13 protein-coding genes and 1 rRNA gene are annotated in these 12291 nt (G+C 70.7%); 9 read left to right on the forward strand and 5 right to left on the reverse strand.

Going from position 1 to position 12291, the window contains the following annotated elements; all coding sequences use genetic code 11:
* Positions 1-91: ribosomal RNA gene (gene rrf, locus ACFWHT_RS13795) — 5S ribosomal RNA — on the forward strand; the annotation flags it as partial.
* A 132-nt stretch (positions 92-223) separates the two neighbouring features.
* Positions 224-358, forward strand: coding sequence for a hypothetical protein (locus ACFWHT_RS13800; RefSeq protein WP_378829518.1), 135 nt, complete (start codon positions 224-226; stop codon positions 356-358).
* A gap of 20 nt (positions 359-378) precedes the next feature.
* Here the strand turns inward: ACFWHT_RS13800 and ACFWHT_RS13805 are convergent, their stop codons facing one another.
* Positions 379-1206 (reverse strand): IclR family transcriptional regulator, encoded by an 828-nt coding sequence (locus ACFWHT_RS13805; RefSeq protein WP_378829519.1) that lies wholly within the window; start codon positions 1204-1206, stop codon positions 379-381.
* 51 nt (positions 1207-1257) lie between these two features.
* On the opposite strand from ACFWHT_RS13805, the gene hutH reads away from it, so the two are divergent.
* Genes hutH through ACFWHT_RS13825 form a run of 4 tightly spaced genes read left to right on the forward strand, consistent with a single transcriptional unit; the run spans position 1258 to position 6550 of the window.
* Positions 1258-2814: a histidine ammonia-lyase gene (hutH, locus tag ACFWHT_RS13810; protein WP_378829522.1), complete on the forward strand. Its 1557-nt coding sequence runs from the start codon at positions 1258-1260 to the stop codon at positions 2812-2814.
* Positions 2807-4474 carry a urocanate hydratase gene (hutU, locus tag ACFWHT_RS13815; protein WP_378829524.1) on the forward strand — a complete coding sequence of 556 codons (1668 nt, stop codon included), beginning with the start codon at positions 2807-2809 and terminating at the stop codon, positions 4472-4474. Before hutH ends, hutU begins: the two co-directional genes overlap by 8 nt.
* A complete protein-coding gene (gene hutI, locus ACFWHT_RS13820; protein WP_378829526.1) occupies positions 4471-5667 on the forward strand; it encodes an imidazolonepropionase in 1197 nt (398 codons plus the stop codon). Before hutU ends, hutI begins: the two co-directional genes overlap by 4 nt.
* On the forward strand, positions 5651-6550 hold the full coding sequence (locus ACFWHT_RS13825; RefSeq protein ID WP_378829528.1) for an arginase family protein: 900 nt from the start codon (positions 5651-5653) through the stop codon (positions 6548-6550). The genes hutI and ACFWHT_RS13825 overlap by 17 nt, the downstream gene beginning before the upstream one ends.
* 27 nt (positions 6551-6577) lie before the next feature.
* Here ACFWHT_RS13825 and ACFWHT_RS13830 read toward each other — a convergent pair whose 3' ends face one another.
* Complete coding sequence (locus ACFWHT_RS13830; RefSeq protein ID WP_378829530.1) at positions 6578-6841, reverse strand: hypothetical protein; 264 nt, start codon at positions 6839-6841, stop codon at positions 6578-6580.
* A 125-nt stretch (positions 6842-6966) separates the two neighbouring features.
* Here ACFWHT_RS13830 and ACFWHT_RS13835 point away from each other — a divergent pair, with 125 nt between their 5' ends.
* The gene (locus ACFWHT_RS13835; RefSeq protein ID WP_378829532.1) at positions 6967-7611 is read left to right on the forward strand and encodes an SDR family oxidoreductase; all 645 of its coding nucleotides are present in this window, start codon (positions 6967-6969) and stop codon (positions 7609-7611) included.
* A gap of 41 nt (positions 7612-7652) precedes the next feature.
* Here the strand turns inward: ACFWHT_RS13835 and ACFWHT_RS13840 are convergent, their stop codons facing one another.
* A complete protein-coding gene (locus ACFWHT_RS13840; protein ID WP_378829534.1) occupies positions 7653-8957 on the reverse strand; it encodes a DUF445 domain-containing protein in 1305 nt (434 codons plus the stop codon).
* Between the two features lie 35 nt (positions 8958-8992).
* Between ACFWHT_RS13840 and ACFWHT_RS13845 the strand changes: the two genes are divergently transcribed.
* Complete coding sequence (locus ACFWHT_RS13845; RefSeq protein ID WP_378829537.1) at positions 8993-9265, forward strand: metal-sensitive transcriptional regulator; 273 nt, start codon at positions 8993-8995, stop codon at positions 9263-9265.
* 9 nt (positions 9266-9274) lie between these two features.
* Here the strand turns inward: ACFWHT_RS13845 and ACFWHT_RS13850 are convergent, their stop codons facing one another.
* Both ACFWHT_RS13850 and ACFWHT_RS13855 read right to left on the reverse strand, forming a co-directional pair.
* Positions 9275-10435 (reverse strand): acyl-CoA dehydrogenase family protein, encoded by a 1161-nt coding sequence (locus ACFWHT_RS13850; RefSeq protein WP_378829539.1) that lies wholly within the window; start codon positions 10433-10435, stop codon positions 9275-9277.
* A gap of 23 nt (positions 10436-10458) precedes the next feature.
* Positions 10459-11628, reverse strand: coding sequence for an MFS transporter (locus ACFWHT_RS13855; RefSeq protein ID WP_378829541.1), 1170 nt, complete (start codon positions 11626-11628; stop codon positions 10459-10461).
* A 422-nt stretch (positions 11629-12050) separates the two neighbouring features.
* Between ACFWHT_RS13855 and nrdH the strand changes: the two genes are divergently transcribed.
* Complete coding sequence (gene nrdH, locus ACFWHT_RS13860; protein WP_378829543.1) at positions 12051-12284, forward strand: glutaredoxin-like protein NrdH; 234 nt, start codon at positions 12051-12053, stop codon at positions 12282-12284.
* Positions 12285-12291 lie beyond the last annotated feature (7 nt).

Raw genomic sequence — 12291 nt, forward strand, 5'->3', positions numbered from 1 at the left:
GCCCGGTCACATTCCGAACCCGGAAGCTAAGCCTCACAGCGCCGATGGTACTGCAGGGGGGACCCTGTGGGAGAGTAGGACACCGCCGGACTTCTTCTGTGAAAGAGCCACCCATCGCTGGGTGGCTCTTTTGCGTTAACGCGCCCCCGATTTGACTTCCCCCGGGTCCGGGCTATGGTCAGAGGTCACCAACCCGCCAGCCGAAAGAGGGGAAGCGAGTCACATGGCCGGAAAGACACCGCAGTCGCGTGCGAACAAGAAGGTCCCGAAGCTCTCGATCAAGGAGAAGAGGGCCGAGAAGCGCGCGAAGCGCGAACCGGAGACATTCATCAAGACCCGCAAGGGCGCGACCGGCTGATCAACAGGCTACGGCCGGGCTCAAGCCCGGTCGTAGCCGAGGCGGCTCTGCAGCATCCGTGCCGCCTCCACGACCGCATCCGTCGGGTCGGTCATCGCCCGCTCTTCCTGCCACGTCACCGCGATGGCCGCCGCGGGCCAGCCCGCGTGATCGCGCACCACCGCCGCGACGGAGCGGAAGCCCTGCGTGACCTCCCCGTCCTCCGTGGCGACGCCGGCCGCGCGGACTGCCCGCAGCACCTCGCGCAACTCGGACGGCCGGGTCGGACCGCGGCCCGTACGGTCGGTGAAGGCTGCACGATCCGGGTACAGCGCTCGCACCTGGCTGCCGGGAAGCGCGGCCAGCATCGCACGCCCGGTGGCGGTGAGATGCGCGGGCAGGCGGACGCCGACGTCGGTGATCAGCGCCGGCCGGCGCGCCGCACGCTCCTCGACGATGTACAGCACGTCGCGCCCGCTCATCACCGCGAGATGCGCACTCTCGCCGATACGGTCCGCGACAGCGGCGATGAGGGGGCGCCCCAGCCGGGCCAGCGGCTCCTGCCTGGCGTACCCACCTGCCAGCTCGAAGGCGCTGGTCCCCAGCCCCCAGCGGCGCTCCTGGGCGAGGTGCACCACGAAACCGTGCACCTCGAGTGTCGCCAGCAGGTGGTAGACGGTGGAACGCGGGATGCCGAGATCCCGCGCCAGCGCCGACGCCGCGATCGGCGCCGGACGGCGCGCGAGATGGCGCAGGATCCGCAGGGTCTGATCCGCTGCCGGCACCTGGGGACGCGCCGCTCCGGTATCCGCGGAGGTGCGGCGTGGTGCATCCCCGCCGGCGTGCACATCGTCTGGTATCACAGACACAGTCTGCCACCACGGCTGTCGCAGGGCGGCGGCACGGTGTGGAATCAGAGCATGCAGCATTCGTCTTCTGTCACCGTGGGCGCAGTGCCCGTCTCGCCGGCCGACGTCGTCGCGGTCGCGCGGCACTTCGCGGAGGTCGAGATCGCCGACTCGGCGCGCGAGCGAGTCGCGGCCGCTCGTGCCGTGATCGAGGGCCTCGCGGCCGATCCGAATCCGCACTACGGCGTCTCCACCGGTTTCGGTGCGCTCGCGACGACGTTCATCGCGCCCGAACGGCGTCGGCAGCTGCAGCTCAGCCTGATCCGATCGCACGCCGCGGGCACCGGCGCCGAGGTGGAGACCGAGGTCGTGCGGGCGCTGCAGCTGCTGCGTCTTCAGACTCTGGCATCCGGTCACACGGGTGTGCGCCCTGTCGTGGTCGACACGTACATCGCCATGCTGAACGCCGGAATCACCCCCGTGGTCCGCGAGTACGGCTCGCTGGGCTGTTCCGGAGATCTCGCGCCGCTGTCGCACGTCGCCCTCGCAGCCATGGGCGAGGGGGAGGTGCGCGTTGCGCGCGCCGAGGGCGAGCCATCGGCTCCGATGCCCGCGGCCGACGCACTCGCCGCCGCCGGCATCGCGCCGCTCGTCCTCGAGGAGAAGGAGGGGCTGGCTCTCATCAACGGCACCGACGGGATGCTCGGGATGCTGGTGCTCGCACTCCACGACCTCGAGCAGCTCGTCAGCACCGCAGATCTCGCCGCCGCCATGTCGATCGAATCGCAGCTGGGCACCGACGCAGTGTTCGCCGCCGATCTCATGGCGCTGCGCCCGCAGCTCGGGCAGGCGGCATCCGCCGCGAATCTGCGCGCCTTCCTGGGCGACTCGCCCATGGTCGCCAGCCACAAGGGGCCGGAGGACGGGCGGGTGCAGGACGCATACTCGCTGCGCTGCTCGCCGCAGGTGCACGGCACCGCGCGCGACACCATGGCGCACGCCGCGCTGATCGCCGAGCGCGAGCTGGCATCGGTCATCGACAACCCCGTCGTCACCGGCGACGGGCGCATCGAGTCCAACGGCAACTTCCACGGAGCCCCGGTCGCCGCCGTCCTGGACTTCCTCGCGATCTCGGTCGCCGACGTCGCCTCCGTCTCCGAGCGGCGCACCGACCGCGCCCTGGATCCGGCGCGCAGCCACGGTCTGCCGCCGTTCCTCGCGCACGAGGTCGGCGTGGACTCCGGACTCATGATCGCGCAGTACGCCGCCGCCGGCATCGTCTCCGAGCTCAAGCGGCTGGCCGCCCCGGCATCCGTCGACTCGATCCCGTCCTCGGCCATGCAGGAAGACCACGTCTCGATGGGCTGGGCCGCGGCCCGCAAGCTGCGTCGCGCCATCGACGGCCTCACCCGAGTGCTGGCCATCGAGATCCTCACCGGCGCGCGTGCACTCGACCTGCGCGCGCCGCTGGAGGCGGGCCCTGCGACCGGCGCGGTGCGCGACCTCGTTCGCACCGTCGCCGACGGCCCCGGACCCGATCACTTCCTCTCACCCGACATGGAGGCCGTCACCGAGCTCGTGCGCTCGGGAGCGGTCCTCCGCACCGCCAAGGAGCACGCGCATGTCTGACACCGACACCCGAACCGTCCGCGCCGCGCGCGGCAACGAGCGCACCGCGAAGAGCTGGGGCGCCGAGGCCGCCAAGCGGATGCTGATGAACAACCTCGATCCCGAGGTCGCCGAGCACCCCGAGGATCTCGTCGTCTACGGCGGCACCGGACGTGCCGCGCGCAGCTGGGAGGCGTACGACGCGATCGTGCGCACCCTCGACGAGCTTGAACCGGACGAGACGCTGCTGGTGCAGTCCGGCAAGCCGGTCGGTGTCTTCCGAACGCACGAGTGGGCGCCGCGCGTGCTCATCGCCAACTCGAACCTCGTCGGCGACTGGGCCAACTGGCCCGAGTTCCGCCGCCTCGAGTCGCTGGGTCTCACCATGTACGGACAGATGACCGCCGGCTCCTGGATCTACATCGGCACCCAGGGCATTCTGCAGGGCACCTACGAGACCTTCGCCGCTGTGGCGCGCTCGCTGGGCAAGGAGTCCCTGAAGGGCACACTCACCCTGACCGGCGGCGCCGGCGGCATGGGCGGCGCGCAGCCGCTGGCCGTCACCCTCAACGACGGCGTCGTGCTGATCGTCGACGTCGATGAGTCGCGCCTGTCTCGTCGCGTGGAGCACGGCTACCTCGACGAGTACACGACCGACCTCGACGCGGCGGTCGCCCGCGTCGTGGCCGCCAAGGGAGCCGGAGAGGCGCTCTCCGTGGGCGTCGTCGGCAATGCCGCCGAGGTGTTCCCCGAACTCAAGCGCCGTCAGGACGCCGGACTCCTGACGATCGACGTCGTCACCGACCAGACCAGCGCGCACGACCCGCTCGCCTACCTGCCCGTCGACATCGCCGTCGAGGACTGGAAGGCCGAGGCCGAGCGCGACCCCGAGGAGTTCACCCGCCGCTCGCGAGAGGCCATGGCCGCGCATGTCGCGGCCATGGTCGCCTTCCAGGACGCCGGTGCCGCCGTCTTCGACTACGGCAACTCCATCCGCGCCGAGGCACAGCTGGGCGGGTTCGACCGCGCCTTCGAGTTCCCCGGCTTCGTGCCGGCGTACATCCGCCCCCAGTTCGAAGAGGGCCGCGGACCGTTCCGCTGGGCAGCGCTCTCGGGAGACCCGGAGGACATCTACAGGACCGACCGCGCGATCGCCGAGCTCTTCCCCGAGGACAAGGCGCTGCACCGCTGGCTCGACAAGGCCGGCTCGACCGTCCATTTCGAGGGCCTGCCGGCACGGATCTGCTGGCTCGGCTACAAGGAACGCCATCTGGCCGGGCTGAAGTTCAACGAGATGGTGGCCTCGGGCGAGCTGAAGGCGCCGATCGTGATCGGCCGCGACCACCTGGACTCCGGATCCGTGGCCTCGCCGTACCGTGAGACCGAGGGAATGAAGGACGGGTCGGACGCGATCGCCGACTGGCCGCTGCTGAACGCTCTGCTGAACACCGCCTCCGGCGCGAGCTGGGTCTCCCTGCACCACGGCGGCGGCGTCGGGATCGGTCGCAGCATCCACTCCGGCCAGGTGACCGTCGCCGACGGGTCGGAGCTCGCCGCGCAGAAGCTCGAGCGCGTGCTCACCAACGACCCGGGCACCGGCGTGATGCGGCACGTGGACGCCGGTTACGAGCACGCCCGCGACATCGCTCGCGAGCGCGGACTCAAGGTGCCGATGCTGTGAGCACCGTGCTCATCACGAACATCGGGGAGCTGACGACCAACGTCGTCTCCCCGCACGACACCTTCGGCACCCTGCACGACGCGGCGGTGCTGATCGAGGGCGACCGGATCGCGTGGACGGGTGCCTCGGGGGATGCGCCCGTCCACGTGGACGAAGTGGTCGACGCCGGCGGCCACGCCGTGATCCCGGGCTTCGTCGACAGTCACAGCCACCTCGTCTTCGGCGGCGACCGCGCGGCCGAGTTCGAGGCGCGCATGGCCGGGCAGAAGTACGCCGCCGGTGGCATCCGCTCCACCGTCGCCGCGACCCGCGGCGCGAGCGACGACGAGCTGCGTGCGCGCGTTCGCGGCCTGCGGGACGAGATGCTCGCCCAGGGCACCACGACCGTCGAGATCAAGAGCGGCTACGGGCTCGACGTCGCGACCGAGGAGCGTCTGGTGCGCCTCGCCGCGGAGGTCACCGATGAGGTCACCTTCCTCGGTGCGCACGTCGTGCCGCCGGAGTACTCCGACCGCGCCGACGCGTACGTCGATCTGGTGATCGGCGAGATGCTCGACGCCTGCGCGCCGCATGCGAGATGGATCGACGTGTTCTGCGAGACCGGTGCCTTCACCGTGCCGCAATCGCGACGTGTGCTCGAAGCCGGCATCGCGCGCGGGCTGAAGCCGCGCGTGCACGCCAGCCAGCTCGGGCCCGGCGACGGGGTGCGGCTCGCGGTCGAGGTCGGCGCGGCATCGGTCGATCACGGCACCTACCTGACCGACGCCGACATCGCAGCGCTCGCCGCATCGGACACCGTGCTGACCCTGCTCCCCGGGGTGGAGTTCTCCACGCGTCAGCCGTATCCCGACGCGCGCCGGCTCATCGATGCCGGTGTGACCGTCGCGCTCGCCTGCGACACCAACCCGGGCTCCAGCTTCACCTCGTCGATGCCGTTCTGCATAGCGGTCGCGGTGCGCGACATGGGCATGACTCCGGCCGAGGCGATCCGGGCGGCGACTGCCGGGGGCGCCGCAGCCCTGCAGCGGGACGACGTCGGAGTCATCGCCCCGGGCACGCGCGCCGATCTGGTTCTGCTGGACGCGCCCACCCGGGTGCACCTGGCGTACCGGCCGGGGGTTCCCCTCGTGAAGCGGGTCTGGAAGGACGGCGTCACCGCCTGGCGGAAGGAGCAGCGTGGCACTGTCGCATGACGAACTGTGGCCGAGGGCCGGGTCGTGGCCCGTCTCCGCCGCGGGGGAGCGGGTTGACGCCGCGATCCTCGGGGTGCCGACCTGGCGCACGTCGCTGTCGTCGACCGGCGCGCATGCCACGCCCGCGGCGATCCGAGAGGCGCTGCGCCGGTACAGCGCGACCCTGATGGGGCCGCCCGCGCTCGACCTGAACGAGGCCCTGCGCATCGTGGACGCGGGCGACGTGCACGAGCCGGACGGCGACGAGGGCGTGCAGCGCACGGTCGATCGCGTGCGCGGACTGTCGGAGGACGCGCGTCTCGTCATCGCACTCGGCGGCGACAACTCGCTGACCTACCCCGTGGCGCGCGGATCCGGCGCCACCGGGCTGATCACGATCGACGCCCACTTCGACCTCCGCGACGGCGTCTCCAACGGTTCGCCGGTGCGGCGACTGGTGCAGGACGCGCCCGACGCTGAGCAGATCGATCCGCGGCGGATCGTCCAGATCGGAATCGCGGACTTCGCGAACTCGGCGGCTTACGCGCGACGGGCTGCCGAGTGGGGCATCCGCGTGATCACGCTCGACGAGGTGCGCGGCCGCGACCTCGCGGACGTCGTCGGCGAGGCGGTGCGGGTCGCGGGCGCGGAGTCGCGCATCCATCTCGACGTCGACGTCGACGTCGTCGACCGCGCCGTCGCCCCCGGGTGCCCGGCCAGCGTCCCTGGCGGGCTCGCCGCCTGGGAGCTGCGTGCGCTCGTGCGCGGGATCGCCACCGACCCACGGGTCGTCAGCGCCGACATCGCGGAGGTCGATGCGACGGCGGATGCCGAGGACGCCCGGACCGTGCGCCTGGCCGCGCTGTGCGTGCTGGAGCTTCTCGCGGGCCTCGCGGGCCGCTGATCCGACGACCGCCGCAGTCGCAGATGCTCAGGCGCGGTCGACGAGCTCGGTCTCGCCGGCGGAACGCGCGCAGTTCGCGCAGCAGAAGATCCTGCCCTCGGTCTCGACGCCGTGGCCGATGACCCGGCATCCGCAGTGCTCGCAGGTCGGTGCCATGGCGTGAATCGCGCATTCGAAGCTGTCGAAGGTGCCCACCGTCGTGCCGCTGGTGACCATGATCATGCGATCGTAGGTATTGCCGCAGACGTCGCAGACGCCGGTGGCAGACCCTTCCGTGGGGGCGATGCTCATGACGATTCCTCCTCGGTCGTTTCGTGCCAGCATGCGCTCCGATAGGGCCCGCCCGGCAGGGGGTGGTCAGCTCCCCGGTGGCGGCGTACCCTGTGGGCTGACGTGGTGCGGGGTAGCGTGGAGGCATGACTCGCGTACTGATCGTCGGCGGCCACGGCAAGGTCGCGCTGCTGCTCGCGCCGATTCTCGCCGCCCGAGGCGACGAGGTCACGGCCGTGATCCGCAATCCTGCTCATGCCGACGACGTCCGCGCCGCGGGCGGGAATCCGGTGGTGTTCGACATCGAGCGAGAGGGTCGGGAGTCCCTGGCGACGCTCATCGCCGGGCACGACGCCGTGGTCTGGTCGGCGGGCGCCGGCGGAGGTGCGCCGGAGCGGACGAACGCGGTGGACTTCGAGGCGGCGGTGCGATCGATGGATGCCGCGGCGGATGCCGGGGTGCGTCGCTACGTGATGGTGTCGTACTTCAACGCCTCGCCGCAGCACGGGGTCCCGCCGGAGAACTCCTTCCACGCGTACGCGGAGGCGAAGGCCGCGGCGGACGAGCACCTGCGCGCCTCGCCGCTGGACTGGACCGTGCTCGGCCCCAGCGCGCTCACCCTCGGTGAGGGAACCGGCCGGATCGACGCGCAGGCCGCCCGGTCGGGTGAGGTCTCCCGCGCGAACACGGCGCTGGTCATCGCGCAGTGCCTCATCGAACCGGCGACCATCCGGCGGACGATCCGGTTCAACGACGGCGATCAGCCGATCGCCGAAGCGCTCGCGGGGTAGCCCGCCCGCGGACGCCCGGGCGTCGGCGATGTCACCGCGTATCAGACCGGCAGCGCGGGGATCACCGCGTGGGCGACGGCGAAGATCGCGAGCCCGGCCAGAGCGCCGACGACGGTGCCGTTCAGCCGGATGTACTGCAGGTCGCGCCCGACCATCAGCTCGATCTTCTCGGTGGTCTCGGCGGCGTCCCACTTCTCGACCGTGTCGGTGATGATCGAGGCGATGTCGTGCCGGTACCGGTCCACGAGGAAGACGGCGGCATCCGTCACCCAGCCGTCGATGCGCGCCTGCAGCGCGGGCTCCGTGGCGAGCCGGTCGCCGATCTCGGCCAGGGCCGAGGCCGCCCGGCGCCGCAGTCCGCTGTCGGCGTCGGCCAGGGCCGTGAGCAGGCCGTTCTTGGCCGTGTTCCACGCCTCGGCGGCCAGCGCGATCACGCGAGGACTGTCGAAGACCGCGGACTTCGCGCCCTCGAAGCGATCGCGCAGGGCCGGTTCGTGCTGCAGGCCGTTGGCGAGGCGTGACAGGTAGCCGTCCAGCGCGAGTCGCGCCGGATGCCGCGGATCGGCCTGGACGGCGGCCACGAAGCGCACGGCCTCGTGGTAGACGGTCTCGTCGACGAAGCGGTGTGCGAGGCGGGGCACCCACCCGGGCAGGCGCTTCGACACCAGCCCGGTGAAGGTGTGGGCGTTGCCGTCGAGCCAGTTCGCGATGCTGTCCACGGCGAGGTCCACTGCCCCGCGGTGGGCATCCGCCTCGACGATGCGCTCCAGCCAGCCCCCGGCCGCCGGCGCCCAGTCCGGGGTGATGAGATGCTCTCTCGCGAGGTCGGCGATGAGGCTCTGCACGTCGTCGTCGCTGAGCGCGCGCAGCACGGCGGATGCGGCCGTCGCGCCCTCTGCGGCCACGCGCTCGGCGTGCGTCCGCCCGGACGAGGACGGAACGGGGTCGCGCAGCCACTCGCCGAGACGCTGCGACAGCGCGGTGCGCGAGAGCTTGTCGCGCACGACGGGGCCCGCGAGGAAGTTCGTCTCGACGAACTCGCCGAGCGTGCGCCCGATCTCGTCCTTGCGGTTCGGGATGATCGCGGTGTGCGGGATCGGCAGGCCGAGCGGATGCCGGAACAGCGCGGTCACCGCGAACCAGTCCGCCAGCGCGCCGACCATCCCGCCCTCCGCGGCGGCGCGCACGTAGCCCAGCCACGGATGCCGACTCTCCAGCCAGAAGGCGATCACGAACACCACGGCCATGAAGACGAGGGCGGCGAGGGCGACCGCCTTCATCCGCCGCAGCCCGCGCAGCCGCTCCTGGTCGGCCGGGGACAGCAGTGCCATCGGGATTCGCGACATGCCGACATCCTTTCACGGACGGCTAATCTCGAAGGGTGATCGAAGACATCAAGAAGCGCGCTCTGCACCGCACCAGCATCCTCGAGGGTCAGCTGCGCGGCATCGCGCGGATGATCGAGAACGAGGAGTACTGCATGGACATCATCACGCAGTCGCGTGCCGTGCAGCGCTCGCTGGAGTCACTCAACCGGCTGCTGCTGGAGAACCACCTGCGCACGCACGTGACGCACATGTTCGACCAGGGGGGCGACGAGCGCGAGCAGGCGGTCGGCGAGCTCCTGAAGGCGTTCGACTTCGACCGGAGGTGACCTCGGAGGTCAGCTCTCGACGGGGCCGAGCCAGAAGCTCGCGGCGGTCGAGTGCGCCGACTCGGGATCCGAGGGATGGAAGTGTCCGGCGAGCACGTCGCGGTACAGGCGCGACAGTTCGTTCCCGCTGAAGTACGAGCCGCCCCCTCCGACGAGCATCGCCTCGTCGATGACACGCTTCGCCATCACGACCGCGCGGTGCTTCACACCGGACAGCAGCGTGAACCAGCGCGCACCGTGGTCGGTCCGATCGTCGACGTCCCGCGCCAGGCTCGCGATCTGGGGCGGCAGGGCGTCGTGCGCCAGGGCCATCTCGGCGATCCGCCACCGGATGTCGGGATCCTGGCTGTACGCCGCGCCGGACTTCTTGGAACGCCGTGTCCGCGCGGCGCTCACGGCCAGGTCGAGTCCGCGCCGGGCGATGCCGGTGTAGACCGAGGCGAGCAGGATCTCGAACACGCTGAAGATGCCGAAGACGATCGGATCCGGATTCGGGCCGGGGTCGATACGGCGCACCACATGCTCGGGCTTCGCGATCGCGCCGTTCAGACGCGTCGTGCGACTCTGCGTGCCGCGCATCCCCAGGGTGTCCCAGTCGTCGCTCGTCACCACGGCGTCCGTGCGTTCGATGAATGCGAAGACCAGCCGGGGGGCGTCGTCACTCGTGGTGTCGAGCCCGTGCAGGCCGAGCTTCGTCCACACCGGGGCGAGCGAGGTGAAGATCTTCGTGCCCGTGAACGCATAGCCGCCGTCGGGTCGGGGCGCGGCATCCGTGTCGCTGCCGAACAGCACGAGGTCGTTGCCCCCCTCGCTGATGCCGAACGCGAAGACCTCGCCGTCCACGGCTCCGCGCTGCACGAACTCCAGGCCGGGGACTCCGCGATCGGAGAAGACCTTGGCGACACCCGTCCAGACCAGGTGCATGTTGATCGCCAGGGCCGTGGCAGGGGAGGCCGTCGCGAGCCGCTGCTGGAGCACCGCCGCCTGCTCGAGGCCCAGGCCGGCGCCACCGAGCTCGACGGGCACGAGGACCGCCAGGTAGCCGGCATCCCGCAGGTCGTCGAGATCCTGCTGCGGGAACGTGTTCTCACGGTCGTGCACGGCGGCGCGCTCGCGAATGCGCTCCAGCAGATCGTCGGGAAGGTGCGCTGCGGGGTCGAAGGTGCTCACGGGGCCAGCCTATGCCGCACGTCTCAGGGCCGGATGGTCGGGATGGAGAGAGTCTCGGTGTCCGGGTACGGACTCGGATCGCGGTGGCGCAGATCGGGGAACGCGTGCACGAAGACGATGGAGACGATCAGGCCGACGAGAGCGAACAGCGCCGCCGCCAGGTAGGCGCCCGTCGGGCCGCTGCCGTCGATGAGGATGCCGGCCACCGCCGACCCCGCTGCGGCGCCGATGAGCTGGCCGGTGCCCGCCCAGCCGAAGGCTTCGGCGGTCTCGCTGAACTTCACGCTCGCCGTCGTGATCGCGAAGAGCACGGCCAGCGCGGGGGCGATGCCGATGCCGGCCAGCAGCAGCGTCCCGCCGATCCAGAAGATGTCGAGCGACACCATGGTGAGCGCCAGGCCGATCGTGACGATCACCAGCCTGCGCGCCATCGCCCACGGACCGATCGGGATGTGCCCGAATGCGAGCCCGCCGGCCAGGCTGCCCACGGAGAACACGGCCAGCACCAGACCCGCTTCGAGTCCGCCGTGGCCGAAGGTCGCGACCACGCCGACCTCGACGGCAGAGCAGGCGCCGATGAGCAGGAAGCCGATCACGGTGGCCAGCAGCACCGGCGGCTTGAGCACGACCCGTCCGAAGGCGCGCCGGCTGCGCGGGATGCGAACCCGCCCGACCTCGGGGGAGAGGATGAACCAGGCGCCGCCGACGACGAGGATCACGGCGACCAGCTGCAGGCCCTGCACGGTGCCCGCCTGCGTGGAGACCATGGTGATCACGACCGGCGCGACGATCCAGATGATCTCCTGCAGGGACGCGTCGAGTGAGAACAGCGGGGTGAGCTGGCCGGCGTTGACGAGCTTGGGGTAGATGGTGCGCACCGCCGACTGCACCGGCGGGGTGGAGAGCCCCGCGAGCAGTGCGAAGACCATGTATCCGGGCAGGTTCAGCGGCAGCAGGGCGAGGCAGAGCACGGCCGCGACGCACACGATGAGCGTCAGGGTGAGCACCCGCCGCATGCCCCAGGCTCCCATCCAGCGGCTGGTGACGGGGCCCGCGATCGCCTGGCCGACGGATGCTGCGGCGAGGACGATCCCGGCCGCGCCGTAAGATCCGGTCTGCTGCTCGACATGCAGCAGGATGGCGAGGCTGGTCATCCCGTTGGGGAAGCGCGCCAGCAGCTGTGCGGCGATCATGCGCCCCACCCCCGGCGTGCGAAGAAGGTCCCGATATCCCGCCACCAGAGAACACTATCCGGGGCCTGCGTGGGCGCGCGAGGGGCGGATGCGGCGACACGCCGCGACACGCCGAGGAGTCTTCTCCACAGGAAATCGGATGTCGGTGACCCGGCGTAGCGTCCGGGCTGTGGATGGATCGCCTTCGGTGTCGCGCGAGCCGCGAGAACATGCGCTTCGGAGGGCTTCCGACAGGGCCCGCGGCTGTGGAAGGAATGGTGGACAACCTGTGTTGTACATGGGGAGAGCGGTGGAAAACTACACGGATGTAACTACTATCCCTAGTGGTCGCCCTCAATGTCCGTCCCCATATGTAGTATTGAAGTCCGGCGGGGGGCCTGCCGGAGGAACACCTGAGATCCGAGGGGAAGAAGCCAGAAATCATGTCGATCACGGTCTACACAAAGCCTTCGTGCGTGCAGTGCAACGCCACCTACCGCGCTCTCGATGCGAAGGGCATCGAGTACGAGATCCACGATCTCTCCGAGGACGCCTCGGCGCTCGAGCAGGTCAAGGCGCTCGGCTACATGCAGGCGCCGGTCGTCGTCACCGATGAGGACCACTGGTCGGGCTTCCGTCCCGACAAGATCGACGAACTCGCATCCCGCCTGGCGTGAGGTGACC

It is taken from the genome of Microbacterium sp. NPDC058342 (assembly GCF_042723935.1).
Classification (GTDB): Bacteria; Actinomycetota; Actinomycetes; order Actinomycetales; family Microbacteriaceae; genus Microbacterium.